20 protein-coding genes and 1 tRNA gene are annotated in these 23,545 nt (G+C 67.6%); 13 read left to right on the forward strand and 8 right to left on the reverse strand.

Annotated elements, in window-relative coordinates:
* Nucleotides 1–98: 98 nt before the first annotated feature.
* The 7 genes from NDI85_RS14540 to NDI85_RS14570 all read right to left on the reverse strand — a co-directional run bounded on the left by NDI85_RS14540 (nucleotide 99) and on the right by NDI85_RS14570 (nucleotide 8,960).
* Nucleotides 99–1,463: a SidA/IucD/PvdA family monooxygenase gene (locus NDI85_RS14540; protein WP_310916198.1), complete on the reverse strand. Its 1,365-nt coding sequence runs from the start codon at nucleotides 1,461–1,463 to the stop codon at nucleotides 99–101.
* Entirely contained in the window at nucleotides 1,460–2,092 is a 633-nt protein-coding gene (locus NDI85_RS14545; protein WP_310916199.1) for a GNAT family N-acetyltransferase, read from the reverse strand. Before NDI85_RS14545 ends, NDI85_RS14540 begins: the two co-directional genes overlap by 4 nt.
* A complete protein-coding gene (locus NDI85_RS14550) occupies nucleotides 2,089–3,897 on the reverse strand; it encodes an IucA/IucC family protein (protein WP_310916200.1) in 1,809 nt (602 codons plus the stop codon). Before NDI85_RS14550 ends, NDI85_RS14545 begins: the two co-directional genes overlap by 4 nt.
* A complete protein-coding gene (locus NDI85_RS14555) occupies nucleotides 3,894–5,381 on the reverse strand; it encodes an aspartate aminotransferase family protein (RefSeq protein WP_310916201.1) in 1,488 nt (495 codons plus the stop codon). The genes NDI85_RS14550 and NDI85_RS14555 overlap by 4 nt, the downstream gene beginning before the upstream one ends.
* Complete coding sequence (locus NDI85_RS14560) at nucleotides 5,378–6,823, reverse strand: diaminobutyrate--2-oxoglutarate transaminase (RefSeq protein ID WP_396275541.1); 1,446 nt, start codon at nucleotides 6,821–6,823, stop codon at nucleotides 5,378–5,380. The genes NDI85_RS14555 and NDI85_RS14560 overlap by 4 nt, the downstream gene beginning before the upstream one ends.
* Nucleotides 6,824–7,070: 247 nt before the next feature.
* A complete protein-coding gene (locus NDI85_RS14565; RefSeq protein ID WP_310916202.1) occupies nucleotides 7,071–7,523 on the reverse strand; it encodes a DUF5814 domain-containing protein in 453 nt (150 codons plus the stop codon).
* Between the two features lie 243 nt (nucleotides 7,524–7,766).
* Nucleotides 7,767–8,960: a CBS domain-containing protein gene (locus NDI85_RS14570; protein ID WP_189001852.1), complete on the reverse strand. Its 1,194-nt coding sequence runs from the start codon at nucleotides 8,958–8,960 to the stop codon at nucleotides 7,767–7,769.
* Between the two features lie 452 nt (nucleotides 8,961–9,412).
* Between NDI85_RS14570 and NDI85_RS14575 the strand changes: the two genes are divergently transcribed.
* The 12 genes from NDI85_RS14575 (at nucleotide 9,413) to NDI85_RS14630 (ending at nucleotide 22,035) form a co-directional block, all read left to right on the forward strand.
* Entirely contained in the window at nucleotides 9,413–11,491 is a 2,079-nt protein-coding gene (locus NDI85_RS14575) for a DEAD/DEAH box helicase (protein ID WP_189001854.1), read from the forward strand.
* Nucleotides 11,492–11,530: 39 nt separating this feature from the next.
* Nucleotides 11,531–12,991 carry a hypothetical protein gene (locus NDI85_RS14580; RefSeq protein WP_310916203.1) on the forward strand — a complete coding sequence of 487 codons (1,461 nt, stop codon included), beginning with the start codon at nucleotides 11,531–11,533 and terminating at the stop codon, nucleotides 12,989–12,991.
* 69 nt (nucleotides 12,992–13,060) lie between these two features.
* Nucleotides 13,061–14,920 carry an SLC13 family permease gene (locus NDI85_RS14585; RefSeq protein ID WP_189001986.1) on the forward strand — a complete coding sequence of 620 codons (1,860 nt, stop codon included), beginning with the start codon at nucleotides 13,061–13,063 and terminating at the stop codon, nucleotides 14,918–14,920.
* A gap of 56 nt (nucleotides 14,921–14,976) precedes the next feature.
* A tRNA-Pro gene (locus tag NDI85_RS14590) sits at nucleotides 14,977–15,049 on the forward strand.
* 74 nt (nucleotides 15,050–15,123) lie between these two features.
* Nucleotides 15,124–16,299 (forward strand): AGE family epimerase/isomerase, encoded by a 1,176-nt coding sequence (locus NDI85_RS14595; protein ID WP_189001857.1) that lies wholly within the window; start codon nucleotides 15,124–15,126, stop codon nucleotides 16,297–16,299.
* A 125-nt stretch (nucleotides 16,300–16,424) separates the two neighbouring features.
* Nucleotides 16,425–18,521: a minichromosome maintenance protein MCM gene (locus tag NDI85_RS14600; protein ID WP_310916204.1), complete on the forward strand. Its 2,097-nt coding sequence runs from the start codon at nucleotides 16,425–16,427 to the stop codon at nucleotides 18,519–18,521.
* On the forward strand, nucleotides 18,522–18,794 hold the full coding sequence (locus tag NDI85_RS14605; RefSeq protein WP_166967426.1) for a hypothetical protein: 273 nt from the start codon (nucleotides 18,522–18,524) through the stop codon (nucleotides 18,792–18,794).
* 28 nt (nucleotides 18,795–18,822) lie between these two features.
* On the forward strand, nucleotides 18,823–19,431 hold the full coding sequence (locus NDI85_RS14610; protein ID WP_310916205.1) for a hypothetical protein: 609 nt from the start codon (nucleotides 18,823–18,825) through the stop codon (nucleotides 19,429–19,431).
* Nucleotides 19,432–19,463: 32 nt separating this feature from the next.
* Nucleotides 19,464–19,799: a hypothetical protein gene (locus tag NDI85_RS14615; protein ID WP_310916206.1), complete on the forward strand. Its 336-nt coding sequence runs from the start codon at nucleotides 19,464–19,466 to the stop codon at nucleotides 19,797–19,799.
* Nucleotides 19,796–20,605, forward strand: coding sequence for a hypothetical protein (locus NDI85_RS14620; RefSeq protein WP_310916207.1), 810 nt, complete (start codon nucleotides 19,796–19,798; stop codon nucleotides 20,603–20,605). Before NDI85_RS14615 ends, NDI85_RS14620 begins: the two co-directional genes overlap by 4 nt.
* Before the next feature lie 33 nt (nucleotides 20,606–20,638).
* Nucleotides 20,639–21,373 (forward strand): hypothetical protein, encoded by a 735-nt coding sequence (locus tag NDI85_RS14625; protein WP_310916208.1) that lies wholly within the window; start codon nucleotides 20,639–20,641, stop codon nucleotides 21,371–21,373.
* Nucleotides 21,370–22,035 (forward strand): P-loop NTPase, encoded by a 666-nt coding sequence (locus NDI85_RS14630; protein WP_189001870.1) that lies wholly within the window; start codon nucleotides 21,370–21,372, stop codon nucleotides 22,033–22,035. The genes NDI85_RS14625 and NDI85_RS14630 overlap by 4 nt, the downstream gene beginning before the upstream one ends.
* Here NDI85_RS14630 and NDI85_RS14635 read toward each other — a convergent pair.
* The gene (locus tag NDI85_RS14635) at nucleotides 22,014–22,874 is read right to left on the reverse strand and encodes a transcription initiation factor IIB family protein (RefSeq protein ID WP_189001872.1); all 861 of its coding nucleotides are present in this window, start codon (nucleotides 22,872–22,874) and stop codon (nucleotides 22,014–22,016) included. The genes NDI85_RS14630 and NDI85_RS14635 overlap by 22 nt on opposite strands.
* Nucleotides 22,875–23,047: 173 nt before the next feature.
* Here NDI85_RS14635 and NDI85_RS14640 point away from each other — a divergent pair, with 173 nt between their 5' ends.
* A complete protein-coding gene (locus NDI85_RS14640) occupies nucleotides 23,048–23,542 on the forward strand; it encodes a hypothetical protein (protein WP_189001874.1) in 495 nt (164 codons plus the stop codon).
* The last annotated feature ends 3 nt before the right edge of the window (nucleotides 23,543–23,545 follow it).

Raw genomic sequence — 23,545 nt, forward strand, 5'->3', positions numbered from 1 at the left:
GCCGCCACCGACCGCTGTTTCTCCGCGCTTCTTCGTCGGCGGCTGTCATACGTCTGTACTCAGTGCGTCTCGGACGTCGTGTCGTTGGGGTTCCTGAGTTAGTCGTCCTGCGTGGGGGTCGGTTCCGGGCCACGCTGTCGGGTGGTGTCGGGGGCGTGTTCGACGAACTGTTCGACGGAGAAGTCCTGATAGACGGTGTCCGCGTCCTCGGGGTAGGCCTCGCGGCCGAGGAGTCGGTTGACGAACCGCGCGTTGCGGTGACAGCCGAGGCCGAGGTCGGGGACGCCGACGCCGTGGGTGTGCAGGTCGGCGTTCTGGAGGAAGACGTCGCCGGAGAGGTCGATTTCGAGGCGATGGTCCTCGGCCACCTCGAACCGGCCCTGCTCGTCCCACGAGATGGCGTCTTCGAGCGGTTCGAGGAACCCCGGCATGGGGCGCTCGTAGCCGGTCCCGAGGACGACGACCTCGCTCTCGTGGACGAACGACGTCTCGGCCTGCCACTGGTGACAGTCCAGCGCGTAAGCGTCGCCGGTCGACGCGATGTCCCGCACCTCCGTCATCGCGAACAGGCCGACGTCGGGGTCGCGGTCGCCGATGGACCGACGGTAGAGCAGGTCGTATATCTCGGCGCTCGTCCCGGGGTCGACGCCCTTGTACAGCAAGTCCTGATTCGGGACGAGGTCGTCTTTGGTCTCCTGCGGGAGGTCGTAGACGTACCGCTCGTACTCGGGCGTGAAGTGCTGGAGGCCGAGTTTCGAGTACTCCATCGGGAAGAATCCATCAGAGCGGGTGAGCCAGTCCAGCCGGTAGTCGTGGGCCGACTGGCGTTCGAGCAGGTCCCGAAACACCTCGGCGGCGCTCTGGCCCGATCCGACGACCGTGACGGAATCCGCGTCCAGTACACGGTCGCGGTTGAAGCGGTACGTCGCCGTGTGGAAGACGTCCTCCTCGGGGTGGCCCTGCAGTTGCTCGGGAACCTGTGGCCGACTGCCGACGCCGAGCGCGAGGTGTTCGCCGCGATACTCGAAGCGCTCGTCGGTCTCGGGGTGGCGTGCGGTGACGACGTAGCACTCGTCGCGGTCGTCCCAGCGAACGTCGGTCACCTCGCGGCTGAACCGACACGAGTCGAGACGGTCGGCGACCCAGCGGAGGTAGTCGTCGTACTCCCGGCGGGGAATCTGGAACGTCTCGTAGAAGTAGAACTCGTAGATGCGGCCCGTCTCCCGCAGGTAGTTGAGGTAGCTGTGGGGGTTGGTGGGGTCCGCGAGGCTCACGAGGTCGGCGAGGAACGGCACTTCAAGCGTCGCCCCCTCCAGCAACATCCCCTCGTGCCAGTGGAACTCTGGGTCGCGTTCGAGGAACGCGGCGTCGACGGCTTCCTCGACGCCGTCGAGCATGGCCGCGAGGCCGAGGTTGAACGGGCCGACGCCGACGCCGACGACGTCGTGGACCGTCCCGCTCATCCCCACCCCCCCGTGGTCGGGACGGCCGTGGCGTCTGCGAGAACCTCCGACTCGAAGTGGTCGCGCTCACAGACCAGCAACAGGGCGTCCTTCTCGGCGTCCTCGAAGTGGAACTCCCCGCGTGGCTCGAACCCGCACTGCTCGAAGACGTGGACGACGCGGTCGTTGCGCACGTCCGGTTCCGCGACGACGCGTTCGGTCTCGGAGTGGCGGAACTGCATGGCGACGACGGCCCGCAAGAGCGAGCGCGCGTAGCCGTTCCCGAGATACTCCTCGGGGCCGACGAGCAGGTGGACGCCCTGGTCGGCCGGGTCGGCGTCGTAGTGGGCCGCGACGTCGTCCTCGGCGGCCCAGTAACACTCCCAGTAGCTCATCGGGACGTGGTCGAGACAGCCGACGTATGGCGTGAGGTGGTCGTCGTCGAGTTTCGCCGCGAGACGGTCGCGGAACGCCGGCAGGGGCAGGTCGAGTTGCCAGTACGGCTTCACGTGGTCGTTGGAGAGCCACGCGTGGAGTCGACCGAGGTCACGCTCCATCGTCGCCTGCCGGACCGATATCGTGCGGTCGATGCTCGGGTCGTAGGTCTGGTAGTCGTACGCCGTCGCGATAGTCGCGTCTGGTCCTGTCATGCGTCGAGTTCGGTGACGAGCGGGTTCGTGACGTCCGTGTAGACGGACTGGTTCTCGATGTCGTTCTCCAGTTCGTCCAGCCCCCGGAAGCGCGTCAGCAGGTTGGCCTTACAGGGAACCGTGGGCGATTCCAGCAGTGGGTCGAGAAACTCGGAGGTGGGGCGGTCGTACCGGTCGCGAGCGCGTTCGAGTTCATCGCGGAGAGACGACAGCAGACGCCGTTCGTCGACGAGGCCGGCGCTCCCGAACGCGTTGATGACGTCGAAGGCGTTGTTCAGAACGACGTAGTACCGCAGGCGTTCGTCGGCGACGGCGTCCGCACAGACGGTGTCCGCTCGCTCGCCGACGCCCGGCAGATAGTCCTCGACCCGGTCGTACTGCGATTCGGGGAAGTAAAAGCCCTGATTGTCACGGTAGCGGAACTCGCTGGGGTAGCCCTCGGCGTCCAGCGTGAGTACCGAGTTCTGCTGGTGGGCCTCGACGCCGACGCCCTGTTCGAGGTAGAGCCACAGCACCGGCCGAATCGCGGTTTCGAGATACCGACGGAACCACTCCTCGCTGACGGCCGCCGCGGCGCGGTCCTCGCGGTCGGCGATGTCGGTGACGAGGCGACCGAGACGCGACTGCCCCACGACGGCGTCCTGACAGAGCGCCACGAGCGGGGTCGACCGCTCGGCGAGTTCGCCGCGGAAGGGGTTCGCCCGGAGGACGGTTTCCAGTCCGGACTCCCGCCTCTTTCCGACATCCAGCGCGAGATACGCGGGGTCCCGAACTACGTCGAAATTCGGGAAAGCCGCGTCGAGTTCGTCGCCGAAGGCGGTATCGAACAGTTCCGCGAGGGCCACGCCCCGTTCGAGTTCGGGTCGCTTGTTCGTCCGGACGGAGTTGGTTATCTGGACGGAGAGCGAGGACTTCACCATGAACGGTGCGTCCGGGGCGTACAGCGTCCGGACCGACGTGGTCGGGTAGAACTCACGACCGACCGGTCCGAGGTGGGAGAGGCCGTCGCCGAGGTGTCGCCGGACGTGGGGTTGGTCGAGCAGGAAGTCCGCCTGCCACGGGTGGACCGGCAGCAGCACGTCTTCGCTCTCGACGTGGTTCTCGACGAACGAATCGGACACCGCTGGGTCCGCCCGGAGCGCGTCGTCCACCCACGTCGCCGCGTCCGTATCGAGGGCCGACTCGGCCGCGACGATGTCGGGCGACGCTCGGAAGTAGTGCAGCGGGAACGACCCCGCCAGTTCCGGCGCGTACGTCTCGCGGTTCCGCTCGGCGATGCCCTGCCGACTCTTCGGCGTCGGGTGTCGGTGGTGGCCGAACACCAGCGACTGCTCGGCCTCCCGGAACGTCTGGTCGATGGCGGCGTGCGGGTCGTCCGTCCGTGCAGTGACGAACGTCTCGACGTTTCGCTTGCTCCGGAGGACGCGCTCCAGTAACGCGTCCGGCACGGCCTCGCCGTCCCGTTCGAGCGAGAGGTCTTTCACCACGAGCGAGGCGAGCGTCGCCGCGTCCACCGGCTGGGTCGTTCCGTCGGGGAGGCGGTACCGGACCGGCGTCTCGAACAGGTGGCGTTCGGTCGGTGAGCGGTGGACGAGCGGCGCGAGCAGTTGGACGCCCTGTTCCGGCAGGCGTTTCCGGAGGAGGCCGTCGGGACCCGGGTCGATGCCGGCCACGGGGTCTTCGTGTACCTCGTAGTCGCCGGTTTCCCGCAGATAGCAGTTGAGGAACGCGTCGACGGTGGCCGCGTCGGCCCGCTGTTCCGGGTCGACGGCGGCCGCCTCGTCCCGTTCGACGCCGAGGCTCATGCGCTCGCCCCCTGCTCCGTGAGCGTACCCCGTCCACAGTCCCGGAGTACGTCCAGCATCGCGGCGACGTCGTCGAGCGTGGCCGTCGGGTTCAGCAGCGTGACCTTCAGGCTCGTGACGTCGTCGACGTCGGTTCGGGCGACGATCGCTCGCCCGTCCGCCAGCAGTCGCCGCCTGAGGTCTGCGTTCAGCCGACTCACCGCCTCGTCGGTCATTCCGTCACGTGGCCGGTAGCGGAAGACGACGGTGCTCAGCGTCGGGTCCGAGAGCAGTTCGAAGTCCTCGGCGTCGTCGAGAAGCGCCGCCGCGTCGTCCGCCAGTTCGAGCGTCGACTCGACGAGCGCTCCGAACCGCTCGCGGCCGACGGCGCGAAACGCGACGTACGGCTTCAGCGCGTCGAAGCGGCGCGTCGTCTGGACCGACTTCGCGACGAGGTTCGGGACCCCGCCCTCGTCGTGGGTCTCCGGGTTGAGGTAGGCGGCGTTGCGCGCCATCCATCGGAAGTCCTCGCCGTCCCGGACCAGGAACGCCCCGCAACTGATGGGCTGGTAGAACAGTTTGTGGAAGTCCACGGCCAGCGAGTCCGCGCGTTCGATGCCCGAGAGCATGCCGGCGTGGTCGTCGGTCAGCGCCAGCGCGCCGCCGTAGGCCGCGTCGACGTGGAACCAGAGGTCGTGCTCTATGGCCCGGTCGGCGAGGTCGGCGAGGGGGTCGACGGCGCCGAAGTCGGTCGTGCCGGCCGTCCCGACGAGAGCGAAGGGCCGCCGGCCTCGGTCTGTGAGGTCGGCGAGCGTCCTATCGAGAGCGTCCACGTCCATCCGGCGCTCCTCGTCGGTCGGCACCGTGACGACGGCGTCCTCGCCGAGACCGAGGTGGTGGGCCGCCTGCTTCCCGGTGAAGTGGGCCGTCTCCGAACAGACGATGCGGAGCGAATCGGCCTCGCTCGGGAGTCCGTCGGCCTGTACGTCCCGACCGAACGCCCGGTGGCAGTACCGGTCGCGGGCGAGCAGGAGCGCCTGAAAGTTCGACTGCGTTCCGCCGCTGGTGAAGACGCCGTCCGCGCCGTTCGGGAGGTCGAACAGGTCACAGAGCGCGTCGACGACTCGCTGTTCGAGGACCGTCGCGGCCGGCGCCTGATCGAAGGAGTCGAGCGACTGATTCGCCGCGGTGAGCATCGCCTCGGCGGCCAGTCCCGGCACCATCGGCGGGCACTGGAGGTGGGCGCTACACCGCGAGTTCGACGTGGCGACCGAGCGTGCAAGCACCGTCTCGGCGACCTCGTCTATCGCGGCGTCGGGGCCGACGCCGTCCTCGGGGACGACCGGCGCGCCGAACTGTTCGGCGAGTGCCTGCGGCGAGTGACCCGTGTACGGCTCGTCGCGGTCTGCGACCGTCTCGACGACGGCGTCGGTCGCCCGGGCCATCGCCTCGCGGTAGGCCGCATCGCCCGCCTCGGACCCGAGGAACAGGTCGGAAGCGCTCACGCCGCCACCTCCGCACGGGACTCCTCGTTCAGAACGGCGGTGACTGCCTCGTCGAAGATGGCTGCCACGTCGTCTATCTGCTCGCGCGAGACGACGAGGGGCGGGAGGAAGCGCGCGGTGGCGCTGTCGCGACCGCCGAGTTCGACGACGAGGCCACGGTCGAAACACTCGGCCTGGACGGCCGCTGCGAAGTCGCTGTCCGGCGCGTGCGGGCCGGCACCCTGCCAGTCGGCGCCCGGGTCGACGAACTCGACGCCGAGCATCAGGCCGCGGCCGCGAACGTCGCCGACGGCGTCGACGCCCTCGGCCGTGGTTTCGAGGTGGTCGCGCAACCGGGCGCCCATCTCGGCGGCGTGGTCGTCGAGGTCGTTTTCGAGGACGTAGTCGATGGTCGCCTCGCCGGCCGCCATCGCCAGTTGATTGCCGCGGAAGGTGCCGGCGTGGGCGCCCGGGTCCCAGACGTCCAGCGACTCGTCGTAGACGACGACGGCGAGCGGGAGGCCGCCGCCGATGGCCTTCGAGAGGGTGAGCACGTCCGGGACGATGTCGGCGTGTTCGAAGGCGTACGTCTCGCCGGTCCGACCCATCCCTGCCTGAATCTCGTCCAGAATCAGCGGGACGTCACGCTCGCGCGTGATGCGCCGTATCTCTCGAAGCCACGTGTCGGGCGCGGGAATCGCCCCGCCTTCGCCCTGCACTGGTTCGAGAATCATGCCCGCCGGGTCGGTGATGCCGCTCTCGCCGTCGTCCAGCAGGTTCTCGACGTACTCGCTGGCGATGCGAGCGCCCTCCTCGCCGCCGACGCCGAACGGACACCGGTAGTCGTAGGGGAACGGCAAATGGTGGACGTCGTTCATCAGCCCCGGTATCGGCTCCTTGGCGTCAGTGTCGCCCATCAGCGAGAGCGCACCGCTGGTCATCCCGTGATAGGCGCCCTGAAACCCGAGGACGCTTCGGTTTCCGGTGGCCGTCTTGACGAGTTTCAGCGCCGCCTCGACGGCGTCGGTCCCGGCCGGGCTACAGAACTGCACCTTCGCTCGCTCGCTGAACTCCTCTGGGAGGCTCTCGAACAGCGAGTCGACGAACCGCTCTTTCGCGGGCGTGGAGATGTCGAGCGTGTGAATCGGGTTCTCGGCCGCCAGTGCCTGTTCCATCGCCTCGACGACGCGTGGGTGGTTGTGACCGAGCGCGAGCGTCCCGGCCCCCGCGAGGCAGTCGTAGTACTCGTTGCCGTCCATGTCGGTCACGGTACACCCCTGCGCGTCGCGTATCGCCAGCGGCAGGTGTCGGGGGTAGGTCCGCGCGCTGGACTCCCGGCTGGCTTGCTGCGAGAGGATGGCGTCGTTGCCGCCGTCCATGTAACTCATAGCATACTCCCTCCGAAACCGCTCGGTACGACCCTCTGATACCGCTCTCGTCGTGTCTTCGACTGTTGCATACAGTTTTAGGTCAGCCTAAAAGAACATAAAACCACTAGACTTTAGGCCGGCCTAAAGCAACACGCAGCGATTGTGTTTAGGGTGGCCTAAAAGGCACCGCCCCAAGTATTTAGGCGTACCTAAAATCTTCGAACGTCACTGTTCGGAACAGTCAGACGTACAACTGGCTCGCCAGTGGCGCGGACACCGCTCGACACTGACCGTAGCCGTCGCTCAGTGTCTCACTTCGGACGGGGCGGCGGCCGACTCGCTACACCAGCCGGTTGCGCCGTCGTTGTACTTCTTCGGCGACCTCTCGCTCCCCGTCTACGTCCGCCAGCGTCTCCACCGCTTCGAGAGTTCGGACCGCGTCGTCGAGAAAGGAGAGCACGTCGCCGGGATAGGCATACAGCATGTAGTCGTCGCTCATCACGTCGACGATGGCGTCGGGGCCGAGCCCCTGTTCGCGTAGTTCCAGCAGGTAGGCGACGAACTTCCGCTCGGGACAGCCACAGTGGGGCGCGGCCTGACAGTCACAGTCCATGAAGTCCTCCGCGAAGTCGAGTACTCGCTCGCGCGAGGCGTCGTCGAGTTTGGCCAGCCCCTCTCCCTGAAAGAGGATGTCGAGCGTCGCTCCCTTGAACGCGCCCTTCGGGAAACTCGTCTCTAACTGCGAGGCGAGTTGCTGGTGGTTCTTGACGTATATCTTGTCCGTGATGGCCACGCTTGGGGGCGTATAGTCACCGACCGTGTAAAAGCGTCTCGAAGCCACCCCAGAGTCGTAACGTATTTCTGTACTTCCGGATTACCTTGGATTGCTTCAGCACGCGCGTCCGGGCTGGGGTAGTGGCATCCTTTAGCCTTGTGGTGGCTAAGAGGCGGGTTCAATTCCCGCGCCCGGACCTCCCTTTCTTCGATGCGGTCCAGTCGGCCAGTCGAGTCGCTGTGTTCCAGTGCGCCGCCGGCCTCAGGGTTCCGGCCGCAGCGTCCGCGACTCGGACTCGCCGACGGAGCCGTACTCACTGCTGGACTTGATGATGGAGAGCGCGGTCATGATGTCCGAGCGGGTGAGTAGCCCGAGGAACTCGCCGTCCTCGTCGGTGACGACCAGTCGGCCGACGGAGTTCTGCTGGAGCTGCGTGAGGGCGTCCATCACGTCGGCGTCAGGCGAGACGGTGTAGAGGTCGGTGCTCATCACGTCGCCGACGGTGTACGCTTCGCGTTCGACCTCCCGTACGGCGCGGGCGTCCTCTAAGGTGACGAGGCCGACGACTTCGCCGTCCGTCTCGACGGGGTAGCCGGTGTGTCGTTCCTCGAACATCGTCTGGATGAGCTCTCGAACGGACATCCGCGGCGTCACGGACGTGACGTGGTCTGCGGGGGTCATCACGTCCTGCACCGTCACGCCTTCGAAGGCGGCGGCCATCGCCGTCTGGCGGGACTCGCCCTCGGCACCGATGTAGATGAAAAAGGCCAGCCCGGCCAGAAAGATGTTGCCGGCGACGAACAGGCCGAAGAGGCCGAGCATGATGGCGAATATCTTCCCCACCTCGGCGGCTATCTTCGTCGCTCGGGCGTACGGGCGGGTGCGGGCCAGTAACGCCCGGAGGACCCGTCCGCCGTCCATCGGGAACCCCGGCAGCATGTTGAACACCGCCAGCGCGAGGTTCATCACGGCGAGGTAGGCAAGCACGAACCGGGCCGCTTCCACGATGGTCGACTGCGTGCCCGGGAGTACGAAGAAGGCGAGGTAGGAGAGTACCCCCAGCGCGACGCTGACGAGGGGGCCGGCGACGGCGATGGCGAGTTCCTGCTTCCAGTCCTCGGGCGTCTCGGTCAACTGGGCGATGCCGCCGAACAGCCACAGCGTGATGGAGTCGATGGGGTAGCCATAGCGGATGGCGACCAGCGAGTGGCCCAGTTCGTGCAGGACGACGCCGGTGAAGAGGCCGACGGCGGCGACGACGCCGAGCACCCAGACGAGACTCCCGTCGGTCAGCACGGCGGGGTCCAGCCCCGCACCGAGCGAGTCGTTCAACAGCTCCGTCGTCTGTTCGACCTGCGTCCCGATGATCCACGCGAACAGGGGCAAGACCAGCAGGAACGTCAGGTCGAGCTGGATGGGGATGCCGAAGGCGCTCCCGATGCGGAACCGACGCATGTGATACTGTTGTCGGTCGACCGACTTAAACGCGCTGTGGCTAGCAATCGGTGGGGCTGGTGCTTCTGGGGGTACTCTCTCGGCGCAACCACTGCAGAGAGCCAGAAAGCCCCGGCCGTCTGCAGTCCCGCGACTCGTCGCGCGCTTCCCTCGCTCACTACGTTCGCTCGGTGCAGTGCTTTCGTCGTCGGGGTTCCTGCAGACGGCCGCCCCTTTCAGTCCCACCCGGTCGGCTGTTCCAGGGGGCGGGACTGAAAAGGGCCGACCGCTCGGCGAGCGAAACGACGCAAGGACCACAGGCCGGAGGCCGAGGACCGCAGCGAGTTGCAGCCGTCGAGCGGTCGGGGGCTTTCTGGCTGTTCTGGATCGTCCTCGCTGGCACGTCTATCGGGCATTCCGTGTTCGGTTCTGTGTCGAGTGACTGAAGTAGGTGCCGCGTCGTACGTACAGGTGTGTCGCAGCAGGCCGCGAAGGTGGATACGCTGTTCCTCCACGAGCACGGCGAGGACGTCCGGGTGGTCGCCCAGCGAGACGGCGGACGCCTGTTCCACGGCGTCCTCGAACTGAAGGAGACGGACGCGGGGCCGCGACCCCGACGCCTCCGCATCAAGGACGGCTCCGGCGAGGACCTGCGCGCCCCCGACCAGTTCGTCGAACTGGCGCGCCGAGCCACGCGTATCCGCATCTCCGAGCAGACGTCGCCGCTGGCCCGCGAGCGCATCCGCGAGATGCTCGCCGGCTACCAGCTAGAGGCGAAGGTCGTCCGGACCTGTCGGTACTGCTCCTCGGCGGGCCGGTACTCGCCCATCACGAGCGAGACGGCCATCGAGGCCGACGGGGAGAGTATCTGTCCCGACTGCGCCCGCGAGGAACTCGACCGGGAACTCGCCTTCGAGGGAGACATCACCGGCGACGCCCGCAAGCGCCTCGAAGAACTCCTGTTGGAGGTACAGGATCTAGACCGCATCACGAACCTCCTGTCGGGCCAACTGGACCCCGATCTGACGAAGTTCGACGAGATCTCGGCCACCGTCGACGACATCGACCTCGTCTCGACGGAGACGCTGAACCTCCATCCCGGCATCCAACAGCACGTCGAGTCCCGGTTCGACACGCTGCTCCCGGTCCAGAGTCTGGCCGTCGACCACGGCGCGATGGACGGACAGGACCAACTGGTCGTCTCCGCGACGGCGACGGGGAAGACGCTGGTCGGCGAACTCGCTGGACTGGACCGCGTCCTCAACGGCAAGGGGACGATGCTGTTTCTGGTCCCGCTGGTCGCGCTGGCCAACCAGAAGTACGAGTCGTTCAAGGAGCGCTACGGGGACATGGTCGACGTCTCCCTGCGCGTGGGTGCGAGTCGCATCGCCGACGAGGGCGGCCGGTTCGACCCCGAGGCCGACGTCATCGTCGGTACCTACGAGGGTATCGATCACGCGATCCGGACGGGCAAGGACCTCGGCTCCGTGGGCACCGTCGTCATCGACGAGGTGCACACGCTCGGCGAGGACGAACGCGGCCACCGCCTCGACGGCCTCATCTCGCGGTTGAAGTACTACTGTGAGCGCGGGACGACCGAGGCCGCCCGACACGACCGCGGCGGCGGCGAGCAAGCCGACGGGGACACCCAGTGGATATACCTCTCGGCGACGGTGGGCAACCCCGGCCAACTGGCCGAGAAACTGCAGGCCAAACTCATCGAGTTCGAGGAGCGCCCGGTGCCCATCGAACGCCACGTCACCTTCGCCGACGGCCGCGAGAAGATAGACACGGAGAACAAACTGGTCAAGCGGGCGTTCGATACGAAATCGAGCAAGGGGTACCGCGGCCAGACCATCATCTTCACCAACTCGCGGCGGCGCTGTCACCAGATATCCCGGAAACTGGAGTACAGTTCCGCCCCCTACCACGCCGGGCTGGACAACCGCAAGCGCCAGCGCGTCGAGAAGCAGTTCGCCGACCAGGACCTGGCGGCCGTCGTGACGACGGCCGCGCTGGCCGCCGGGGTGGACTTTCCGGCCTCGCAGGTCGTCTTCGACTCGCTGGCGATGGGCATCGAGTGGCTCACCGTCCAGGAGTTCGAGCAGATGCTCGGCCGGGCGGGTCGGCCCGACTACCACGACAAGGGGACGGTGTACCTGCTGGTCGAACCCGACTGCTCGTACCACAACAGCATGGAGATGACCGAAGACGAGGTGGCGTTCAAGTTACTGAAGGGGGAGATGGAACCGGTCATCACCCGGTACGACGAGGGCGCGGCCGTCGAGGAGACGCTGGCGAACGTCACCGTCGCGGGCACGCAGGCCAAACGCCTCAACGACCGGATGGTCGGCGAGGTACCGACGAAACACGCCCTCGGCAAACTGCTCGAGTACGAGTTCATCGACGGCCTCTCGCCGACGCCGCTCGGCCGGGCCGTCACTCGACACTTCCTCTCGCCCGACGAGTCGTTCCAGTTGCTCGATGGCATCCGGAAGGGGCTCGACCCCTACGACATCGTCGCCGAGATGGAACTGCGTGAAGAGCAGTAGGGGCGTACCTTCTTGTAGCCCGACCGTCTTGCGGTGGCCATGGGGCTGTTCGACAGCATCCGCCGTGCGGTCGGCCGGGGCGACGACGGGTCGGACGACACCGAGTCGCGACCGGACATGGTCGACGTCACCGCACTCGGTCCCGACGAGTTCCGCGACCGGGCCGAGAACGCCGCCAGCGACGGCGATCCGCTCGATTTTTCGATGACCTCACTCGAACGGCTCGACGAGGCCATCGCCGGCCGTGACGACTGGACGGAGGACACGCCGTCCGACGGGACGGCCTACTCCCCGAAGGCCGTCCAGTTCGGGAGCTACTTCGGCGAGGTGCTGGTCCGTACCTACGACGGCGAGTGGACGGCCGAGGACGGCTGGGCGGTCGCCGGCCCGGACGACGAGGTGACCGTCGACGTCTTCGAGGTGGCGGCACAGTCGGTCGCCGGTGACCCGGCGTTCGCGGTCGTCGCGGAGCGGGTAGCCGACGAACGCCGACCCGATGCGACTGACTCGGCGGAGACAGTCGACGACGCCGACACGACACAGGACTCGGCCGAGACGGACGAGGGTGACGGGACAACGGACGCGCCGAGTGAGGACGTGGGCGAGGCGAACGACGACACTGTGACCGCGGACCCGACGGCGTCAGAGGGTGCCGCTGGGACTGTGGCCGACGAGGTGTACCCGACGATGGACGCCGTCGAACCCGACGACGGTGACGGACCCGACGGCGACGAGACGACCCCCACGGCCAAGGACGGGGCCGAACGGGCAGCGGTGGCCGACGACGCGGCGACGACCGCCGAGGCAGTCTCGTCGGACATCAAAAGAGAGCGCGACGCGGAGACGCCACCCGACCCGCCGGCCGACAGCGACCCCACCGCAGATACGGCGCGAGCGACCAACGCGGCCGAGGCCGAGCAATCCGACGTCGACCTGCTCGGTTCGGACGCGGCCGAGTCCGCCGCCGACCAGTCCAGTGAGGGTGACACGGTGGCTGCCCCCGAGGACGGCACTGCCCCCGACGACGCGGCGACCGACGGCGAGGTCGAGATGGGCCCGGTCACGGAGACGGACCCCACGACCGGCGACGGCCTCCGGGCCGAGTACGCCGCGACGGCGGCGGAGTTCACCGACTTCTGGGCCGAACGCGACCTCGATTTCACCCCGGCGTCGCTCGCCCGCCTCGACGACCTCGTCGGCGCCGAGTGGGACGACGACCGGTTCGAGGACGCCACCTTCGGGAGCGAGGCCACGTTCGACGACCGGGCCTTTACGAGCGTCACCACGGAACTCGGGAGCTACTTCGGCGAGGTACTGGTCCGGGAGCTAGACGGCGAGTGGTCCGCGGACGCCGACCACGAGGCCGTCGTCGTGGTCAGCGGCACCGACGGCCCCCTCGCAGTCCCGGTGTTTCAGGTCGCGGCCAACTCCCTCCGGACGGTGCCGGTGTTCGCCCGGAGCTACGAGGCCCTGCTCGCCGACCTCGGGCGAGACGCCTGATGCAATCCGCAATCTTTTGCCGGACCCGGTCTACTCACCGGTGTGTCCTTGCCTCCGGTCACGCCCGCCATGGCGTTCGTCTTCGCGCTGATACTCGTCGCGCTCGTCCTGTTCGCGACGGAGGCTCTGCCGGTCGACGTGACCGCAATCACCCTGATGGTCGCGCTGATGCTGGTCGAACCGGTCACCACGACGCTCGTCGACGCCGGTCTGCTGGCTGAACCGCTGTACGTCCTCCACCAGCCCGGCGACGGCGTCTCGCCGCTGACACAGGGACTCTCGGGGTTCGCCTCGACGGCGACTATCACCGTCCTCGCGATGTTCATCCTCTCGGACGGCGTCCAGCGGACGGGTATCGTCCAGATGCTCGGGTCACGACTCGCTTCGCTGACTGGCGACAGCGAGACGCGGCAACTGGGTGCCACCGTCGGCCTCGTCGGCCCTATCTCCGGCTTTATCAACAACACCGCCGCGGTCGCCATCCTCCTGCCGATGGTGACAGAAATCGCCCACAAGGGCAAGACTTCGCCGTCGAAACTTCTCCTCCCGCTCTCCTATGCCTCGATGTTCGGTGGGATGCTCACGCTCATCGGCACCTCGACGAACATCCTCGCCTCGCAACTCTCCGCCGAGTTGCTCGGCCACCCCTTCGGGATGTTCGAGTTCACCCAGCTAGGCATCGTCGTCACCGTCGTCGGCACCGTCTATCTCATGACGGTGGGTCGCTGGCTCGTCCCCGGCCGCATCGAGGCCCGAGAGGACCTGACCGACGAGTTCGAGATGGGCGAGTACCTCACCGAAGTCGTCGTCCGCGAGGACTCTCCCATCGTCGGCCAGACGGTCCGTGGGGCCCTCTCGGAGACGGAGTTCGACGTCGACGTCGTCCAGTTGGTCCGTGGCGACCGAGTCTTCCTCGAACCGCTGGACCCGAAGACGATCCGGCCCGGCGACGTCTTCGCACTTCGGACCGACCGGGACACGCTGGTCGACCTCCTTGACGCCGAGGGGCTGGACCTCATCCCCGAAGTGGAGGTCGACGACGCGGAACTGGAGAGTGCGAGCGAACACCAGAACCTCGTCGAACTCGTCGTCGCCCCGGGCTCGTCGCTCGTCGGCGAGACGCTGACCTCGGCGAACTTCCGACAGCGCTACGACGCGACGGTGCTGGCCCTGCGCCGCGGTCGCGAACTGTTCCGCCAGCGGATGGACCGCATCACCCTGAAAGTCGGCGACACCCTGCTCGTCCAGGCCACCGCCGACAGCATCGACCGCCTCAACGTCAACCGGGACTTCATCGTCGCACAGGAGGTCGAACGCCCGGACTTCCGCCGATCGAAGATCCCCGTCGCCGTCGGCATCGTCGCCGCCGTCGTCGGCATCGCCGCCCTCACTCCGATTCACATCGTCGTCTCGGCGCTGGCCGGTGCGGTGGCGATGGTCCTGACCGGGTGTCTGCGCCCGCAGGAACTGTACGACGCCGTCCAGTGGGACGTCATCTTCCTGCTCGCCGGTGTCATCCCGCTGGGTATCGCTTTACAGGCGACCGGCGGCGCGGACCTGCTCGCGGACCTGTTCGTCCTCGCGGCCCCGAACCTCTCCAGCATCGTCGTGCTGGGCCTGATGTACGTCGTCACCGCCGTGTTGACCAACGTCATCTCGAACAACGCCTCCGTCGTGCTGATGATTCCCGTCGCCGTCGAGGCGGCCCAGCAACTGAACGCCAACGCCTTCGCGTTCGTCCTCGCGGTGACCTTCGCCGCGTCGACCGCGTTCATGACGCCGGTGGGCTACCAGACCAACCTGCTCGTGTACGGCCCCGGTGGCTACCGCTTTACGGACTACCTGAAGGTCGGTGCACCGTTACAGGCCGTCTTCGCCGTCGTGACCACGCTCGGCATCGCCTTCTTCTGGGGCCTCGCGCCTGCGTGACACGGCCCGCCGCCCAACGAAACCCTTTACTCGGTGACGGGCAGAAGTGGTGGTACGGGATCGTGGGGTAGCTTGGTAACCTTCGGGCCTTGGGTGCCCGTGCCCCTAGTTCAAATCTGGGCGATCCCATCCAACTCCTTTATCTCCCCGAGTTACGTCTCCGCCCGAACCTTCTTGCCCCGTAGAACCGTCATCGTCTCTAGATGACGGACTACACCGACCCCGGCTGGCTTCGGGACCGGATGCGGGCGGTGCTGGAGTTCTACTATCCGACGTGCGTCGACGAGCGACACGGCGGGTTCGTCGCGCAACTAGACGCCGACACAGGCGAGGTGTATGACCCGGACAGCAAGCACCTCGTCGCGGCGGCGCGGTTCACCCGGAACTTCGCGCTGGCGAGCGAGGTGTTCGGCGACGTGTGGTGGCGCGAGGCGGCCGAACGCGGCGTCGAGTTCCTACAGGACCACTTCCGGGATGCCGACCGCGGCGGCTATCACTGGGTACTCGACGGCACGACGCCGACGGACTCCCGCCGGGTCTGCTACGGCCACGCCTTCGTCGTCCTCGCGTACGCTCGGGCGGCCGACGCGGGCGTCCAGAACGCCGGGAAGTATCTGGCCCAGACGTGGGACCTGCTGGACGAGCGCTTCTTCGAAGCGGAGCACGGCCTCTATCGTAGCGGGTGGGACGCCGACTGGAGCGAGGCCGACCCCTACCGGGGCCAGAACGCGAACATGCACGCCTGCGAGGCGGCGCTGGTCGCCTACGAAGTCACCGGCGAGCAACACTACCTCGACAGAGCGGCGACCGTCGCCAAGCGGCTCTGTGTCGACCTCTCGACCGACGACGGCCGTCTCTGGGAGCACTTCGAGACGGATTGGACGCCCGACTTCGACTACAACCGGGACGACCCGGCCCACCAGTTCCGGCCGTGGGGGTACCAACCGGGCCACCACATCGAGTGGGCGAAACTCCTCTCGATTCTCGACCGGCACCTCGACGTCCAGTGGCCCGGCCAGCGCGCGCCCGACCTGTTCGAGACGGCGCTCGACGGGTGGGACGACGAACGTGGCGGCTTCTACTACACGCTGGACGAGGACGACGACCCGGTCGTCGACGACAAGTATAGCTGGGAAGTCGCCGAGGCTATCGGCGCCGCAGCGGCGCTCGCAGAACGCACGGACGACGACTGGTACCGGGAGTGGTACGAGCGGTTCTGGGAGTACGCGCTCGACACCATGGTCGCGCCCACGGGTGGGTGGCACGAGCGGGCCGACGCCGACAACGAGGCGTACCCGGCCGGCGACGGTCCCGCGGTCGAACCCGGCTACCATCCCGTCGGCGCGTGTTACGAGAGTCTGCGGAGTCTCGGCGAGTGACCGACCCACCCCTTCGTTTCGGGGACGAACCTATCGCAGTCACGCACATCGTAGCCGCCATCGATCACTTCCACTCAGGTTTGCGAACCTTCTTAGGCGAGTGGGCGTAACCTCTGTGCACTCAGATGGCGACCGCCGAGAACACCGAACTCATCGACCGCTTCGAGGAGTTCTACCGCAACTACTACCGAAACGAAATCGGTGAGCTCGCCCAGAAATACCCGAACGACCAGAAGTCGCTGTACGTCGACTGGCAGGACCTCTACCGGTTCGACCCCGACCTCGCCGACGACTACCGCACGAAACCGGAGCAACTGCAAGAGTACGCCGAGGAAGCCTTGCGCCTCTATGACCTCCCGGTGGATGTCTCGCTCGGGCAGGCCCACGTCCGCGTCCAGAACCTCCCGGAGTCCGAGGACATCAGGGAGATACGCCACGAACACCACGGCAACCTCATCGCCGTACAGGGCATCGTCCGCAAGGCGACGGACGTTCGGCCGAAGGTCCTCACTGCCGCCTTCGAGTGCCAGCGCTGTGGCACCCTCACCCGTATCCCACAGGCCGCCGGCGACTTTCAGGAACCCCACGAGTGTCAGGGCTGTGAACGACAGGGCCCGTTCCGCCTGAACACCGACCAGTCCGAGTTCATCGACGCCCAGAAGATCCGCGTCCAGGAGTCCCCGGAGGGCCTTCGCGGCGGGGAGACGCCCCAGTCCATCGACATCAACATCGAGGACGACATCACGGGGAAGGTCACTGCCGGCGACCACGTCCGCGCGACGGGTATCCTCAAACTCGACCAGCAGGGGTCCGATCAGGACAAGTCCCCGATGTTCGACATCTACATGGACGGTGTCAGCATCGTCATCGAGGACGAGCAGTTCGAGGACATGGAGATTACCGACGCCGACAAGACGGAGATCGTCGAACTCTCGAACGAACCCGACATCTACGACCAGATGGTCGGCGCCATCGCCCCCTCCATCTACGGCTACGAGAAGGAGAAACTCGCGATGATGCTCCAGTTGTTCTCTGGGGTGACGAAGGACCTTCCTGACGGTTCGCGTATACGTGGCGACCTCCATATGTTGCTGATAGGAGACCCTGGGACCGGGAAATCCCAGATGTTATCATATATCCGAGAGATTGCGCCGCGGTCCGTCTACACCTCCGGCAAGGGGTCCAGTTCAGCAGGGCTGACCGCAGCAGCCGTCCGCGACGACTTCGGCGACGGCCAGCAGTGGACGCTCGAAGCGGGGGCGCTCGTCCTCGCGGACCAGGGCATCGCCGCGGTGGACGAACTCGACAAGATGAGCCCCGAGGACCGCTCGGCGATGCACGAGGCGCTCGAACAGCAGCGTATCAGCGTCTCGAAGGCCGGTATCAACGCGACGCTCAAATCGCGGTGTTCGTTGCTAGGTGCCGCGAACCCGAAGTACGGCCGCTTCGACCAGTACGAACCCATCGGCGAGCAGATCGACTTAGAACCCGCGCTCATCTCCCGATTCGACCTCATCTTCACCGTCACCGACAAGCCCGACGAGGAGGCCGACCGCAACCTCGCGGAACACATCATCCAGACGAACTACGCGGGCGAACTGCACACCCACCGCACGCAGAACCCGACCTCGAACTTCTCCGAGGAAGAAGTCGACACCGTCACCGACGAGGTGGCGCCGACCATCGAACCGGACCTCCTCCGGAAGTACGTCGCCTACGCGAAACGGAACTGCTTCCCGACGATGACCGAGGAGGCGAAGACGGTCATCGAGGACTTCTACGTCGACCTGCGACTGAAAGGGCAGGACGACGACGCGCCGGTGCCGGTGACCGCCCGGAAACTCGAAGCGCTGGTCCGGCTGGCCGAGGCGTCGGCGCGCATCCGCCTCTCGGATACCGTCGAGGAGGCGGACGCCGACCGGGCGGTCGACATCGCCCACTACTGCCTGAAAGAGATCGGTGTCGACCCCGAGACCGGCGAGTTCGACGCCGACGTGGTCGAGACCGGCACCTCGAAGAGCCAGCGCGACCGCATCCAGAACATCCGGGGCATCATCGCCGACATCGAGGACGAGTACGACGAAGGCGCGCCGATCGACGTCGTCGTCGAACGCGCCGAGGAGGTCGGCATCGACGAGTCGAAGGCCGAACACGAGATAGAGAAACTCAAACAGAAAGGCGAGGTGTACGAACCTCGTACCGACCACCTTCGGACGACGTAGATGGACCGCATCTCAGCCCTCCGGAACGTCGAGGAAGCGCTCGCCGCCTTCGAGGCCGGCGAGTGCTCGCTCTCGGACCTCGAATCGGATGTCCGCGGCGTGTTACGGACCTACGCTGCCGACTTCGAGGGCGATCTACAGGCGTACCGGGCCAGCGGTGACGGGCCGGCGGACGGTCTCGTCGTCCTCGCCGCGTCGGAACCCGAAGCGCGAGAGCGGGTCGCCGAACTCGTCGCTGACTCCGTGACGTTTTCAGTATCGGCCGTCGACTGAGCGGTCTGTGGACGACCAGCGGAACACTATGTGTGAAATACCCGACACCATCGCGAACGCCAGTACTACCCTGCTGTGTCACTCGCCGATGCCCGGAGAGAGTGGGTACGCTGGGAGCGAGACCTGTCTGGGCCTGTTGTCGTCGGCGGGGCTGGACGCCACGGTCGTGTTGGTGACGTTTACGTGCCCGCCGGCGGCGTGTCTCGAGGCGTATCCGCGTGCTGTCGGGACCGACGACGCCCCCTCGCTGACCGTCGTCGCCGTCGGTGACGCGTCGACGGCGGCCGACCCCTCGATTGCGGACGTCGACGTCGACACCGTCTCGACGCCGAGCGACCTGACCTGTCTCGGTATCACGCTGAGTCAGGAATTATCGGCGGCCGACGACGTCGTCCTCTGTTTCGACTCGCTGACCGCACTGCTCCAGAACGTCCCCGTAGAGACGGTGTACGAGTTCCTCCACGCCGTCGTCGGGCAACTCGACGCGGCCGACGCTAGCGCACACGTCCACCTCGACCCGACCGCTCACGACCGACAGACGGTCGACACGCTGGCGCCGCTGTTCGACACCGTCGTCGAGGTGGACGACGGCGAGCGGACGGTTCGGACGAGACAATTTTCGAGAGAGACAACGTAAATTTTTATACTCGGGGGAAGGACCGTTCGGCAGTGCTGTTGGTCGTGGCCCATTCGCGTCCCGCCCGCCGTGACCTGCGCAACGTCTGCCGAGCGCACGATGACTGCGTCGTCAGGCGGTTCGGACGGGCGGCGCTGCTGTCGTGGACGGAGTTCGCCGCGTTTCAGGCCCTCCGCCTCCACGAGAAACACGGACTCGACGTCCAGCTAGAGCGTGTGGTCCCGTTCGAACCCGCCGACGCGCCCGACCACGTACAGGAAGCGGCCGACACCTACGAGGACCGCGACCATCCGTCGACGCCGTACGCGCGGTTCGCGTCGGGGCGGGACCTGCCGGCCCCCGACGAGATGCGGGGGGCCGACCTGTGAGGCTCACCGTCGGCGGCACGACGTACGAAGGCCGTGTCGTCGACCTCCGGGGGCGGGCGGTCGATGGCGCGACACTCGCGGCGGCCGTTCGCGGCGACCGCTGCCTCCCCGCTGTCGCTTCCGCCGACCCGCCGCCGGTGTACGACTACTGTGGCCACGTCCACGCTGCGATGGGTCTCCGAACGCGGACGGCTCTCGCCGCCGCCGGCCGCTCCCGTGGCTACGAGACCCCACACGACGACGCGATCGACGAGTTGCGCGAGCAACTGGCGTCGTCGGACCCCGACGCGCCGTCGTTGCCCTCGGTCCGTGACGACGTCTCCCGGTCGACGCTCGCGGACCAGCGGGAGGCGGCGGCCACCCAGCGCGGTCGGTTAGAGGCCCGACGGACACTCGGTGTCGACACCGATGCCGCCGAGCAGGCGGTCCGCGAGGCCACCCGGACGCTCAGCGAGCGCGAGACCGAGCGAGTCGCCGCCGAGGAGAGTCGGCGGCGTCGGCGCGAACTGGCACGGGCCTACCGAGACCGGCTGGCCGAGCGGCGTCAACTCGCCGATGCCCTCGCGAACCGGCAGCGCGACGCCCGCGAGTGTCTCGTAGACCGCCTCCACGATCGGTACGTCGCGGCGCTAGAGGCAGTCCCGGGATCGCGACCGACCGACCCGTTCGAGGCGTCACCGGTGACGGCCGCTCTGGCCGTCCTCCGCATCGCCCGGACCGAGGCTCCGGTCGTCGTCGGAACCGACTGCTTTGCCGACCCGACGGCGGCCGCAGACGTCCTCGACGCGCCGATTATCCGGTGCTGAGGTTTAAATCCGAACGGGCGGCCACCTCGGGCCATGGTTACGCTCGACTGCACAACCAGTCACCACGACGGGGTGACGCTGGTCGCGCTTTCCCTGCGGGACCTCGACGAATCGACTCGGGTGACCGTCCGCAACCGCCTCGACGGCCCCGTGTGGCCGCCACGTTGTGAGGGGCTCCCGGTCACTGGCTGGACCGAGACGGGCTTCGAGGGCGTCGTCGGCCCCGGAGACCACGCGCTCGGCTACGCCACGCCGGCGCCACCGGCCGACCCGCCTGCGGTTCTCGACGACGCGACGCCGGCACCGAACACCGACGGGACCGGTGTGTCTCCCGAGAGCGCCGCCGACGTCGTCCGTGAACTCGGTGATCCGTCGCCGCCCGCCGACGCCGTCCCGGCCGGCGTTGCAGCGACGACTGACGCGGACTCGTGTGATGGCGTCACCGAGCCAGACGCCGGACTGGCAGCGCGGTCTACCACGGCGACGCGACCACAGACGGACGGTCGGGTACCGGCGGCAGTCGAACCGTGGCTAGAGACGATGGCCGCCCGGGTCGAAGCGGCCGAGACGCTGGCCGACGCCGAGACGCTCCCGGCGGCGACCGCGGCGGTCCGCGAGGCCGGCGGACTGGCCGAGGTACGCACGATCGCCGAGTCGAGAGCGACCGACGAACGACGACTCAGGCGACTCGCTCTACGTGCGGCGGCGCTCGCCGACCGCCGTGGCGCCGCCACCGTCCCGGTCGAGACGCTGGCCCGCATCGCATGATTCTGGCCGTCACCGGCGGCAAGGGCGGGGTCGGCAAGTCGACGGTCGCGTACAATCTCGCGGCCGAACTAGACGGCGTCGTCGTCGACGGTGACCTCGCGATGGCAGACCTACCCGCCGGCCACGGTCCGGACCTCCACGACGTTCTCGCGGGCCGAGCGACCGTCCACGAGGCGGTTCGCGTCGACGGCCCAGTGACGACGGTCCCCTGCGGACGGACGCTTGCCGGGGCACGAGCGGCCGACCCGACGGCGCTGACCGACGCCTTAGAGACGCTGGACCGGACGTATCGCTGGGTCGTCGTGGACTCTCCGGCGGGGCTGCGCGCCGACGTTGGACTCCCCCTCGCCGTCGCCGACGCGACGGTACTGGTGACGACGCCGGCGACGGCGGCCATCGCCGACGCACTTCGGGTGCGAGAACTCGCCCGCGAACTGGACGCCGGTCTCTGTCGTGTCGTTCTCAACCGAACCGGGTCGGACCCGGTGACGAGGCCGACCGCGGATCGCTTTGGCGCGCCGGTCGTCACGGTGCCAGACAGCGACGCGCTGGCGACGGCCCAGCGTCACGGGACGCCGGTCCGCCAGACCGCGCCCGACTCGCCTGCGAGCGACGCCTTCGAGAAACTCGCCGCCGCCGTCTACTCTTGCAGTTCGGTGTAAGTCCCCCGGAGCGTCACCGGGGTCACGTCACCGACCTCGGCCGCTTCGGCCTGTGTGAGCCCGATACCGTGCTCCTGTGCCGCGGTGTAGAGACACGCTGTGGCGACGCCAGCGGGGTTGCGCCCGCCGACGATACCGCTATCGCGTGCCTCGTCGACCAACTGCTCCGCGCGGTTACGAACGCTCTCCGAGAGGCCCAGTTCCGTCGCGAACCGCGGGACGTACTCGCGGGGGTCGATGGGTCCCGTCGGTAGGCCGAGGTCCCGGTTGAGGGCATCGTAGGCCGCCCGGAGTTCGTCCGGGTCGGCACGGGCCGCCCGGCACAACTCTTCGACGGTCCGGGCGACGCCCTCCGTCCGGCAGGTAGCGTACACCGCCGCCGCCGCGAACCCTTCCAGCGACCGCCCTTGAAGGAGGGATTCGTTCTGTGCCGACTCGAACAGCACGCAGGCTCGGTCCCGGATGGCGTTCGAGAGGCCGAGCGACCCGACGATGCGCCGAATCTCGGTGAACGCGTAAATCTGGTTGCGCTCGCGTTTGGAACTGACCTGCGCGCGGCGGTGTTCTCGGCGGAGGCGTGCCATCTGGCGACGCTTCCGGCCCTTGAGCCGCGTCGAGCGGCCGATGTCGGTCGAGAGGCCGCGGTCGTGGCGTGATCGCGTCAGCGGCGCGCCGGTCCGGGCCCGACGGGTGTCGTCGTCCTCGAAACTCCGCCACTCCGGCCCCCGATCGATGGCGTCCTCGCCGACGACGAGGCCGCAGTGGTTACACACCGTCTCTGTGCCGTCCTGCTGGAGTGCCCCGTCACACTCGGGACACCCCGTCGTTGTCGTACTCATCGTACTTCGAGCTACGGCCGGGTGGTGGGTTAAAAAACCGATGGAAGAGCCCATCTGCGGGCGGTTTCGAGCGAAACCACCAACCGGTCACCGGTAGGTATACCGTCTGGCGCTGGTACCGACCGAGCGCGGAGCCACCACTGTTAAATTACGCGACTGTTATTGTGGTACCAATGGGGTTGGCAGACATCGCTGCCGGCATCGAGGTGACCGAGCGACAGCGCGAGTGTGGGGTGGCCGCCGTCGACGACACCGACGCGACGCTGGCTGAGCGACTCGAACCGTTCGCCGAGGACCTGCCGTGTTCGGCCGGGGCGGCGGCGACGGTCGTCGATTCGTACGCCGCCGGTAACGCCGTCGACGACTGCGGGCACGCCGCGGGGATACCGCCGGTGACCGCGGCGAAGACGCTCCACCGCCTCGGCGAGCAGGTCTCGCCGCTCGGACCGCGCGGCCGCGATATCGTCCGGGACTGGCTCTCGGGAACGCTCTCACGCGGCGACGCGCGGACGCTTGCCGGTGTCGGCGAACGGACGTTCGCACTGGCGGCCTACGTCGAGAGTCACGACCCGCTCCCCGGGGCGAGAGATGCCGTCGAGGGGGCGCTGTCGACGTCCGACGCGGACCCGCTGGCGGAGACCCACAGCGACGTCGAGGACCTGCTGTGACGT

Origin of the sequence: Haloarcula sp. S1AR25-4, assembly GCF_031624555.1 — an archaeon.
Taxonomy (GTDB): domain Archaea; phylum Halobacteriota; class Halobacteria; order Halobacteriales; family Haloarculaceae; genus Haloarcula; species Haloarcula pellucida.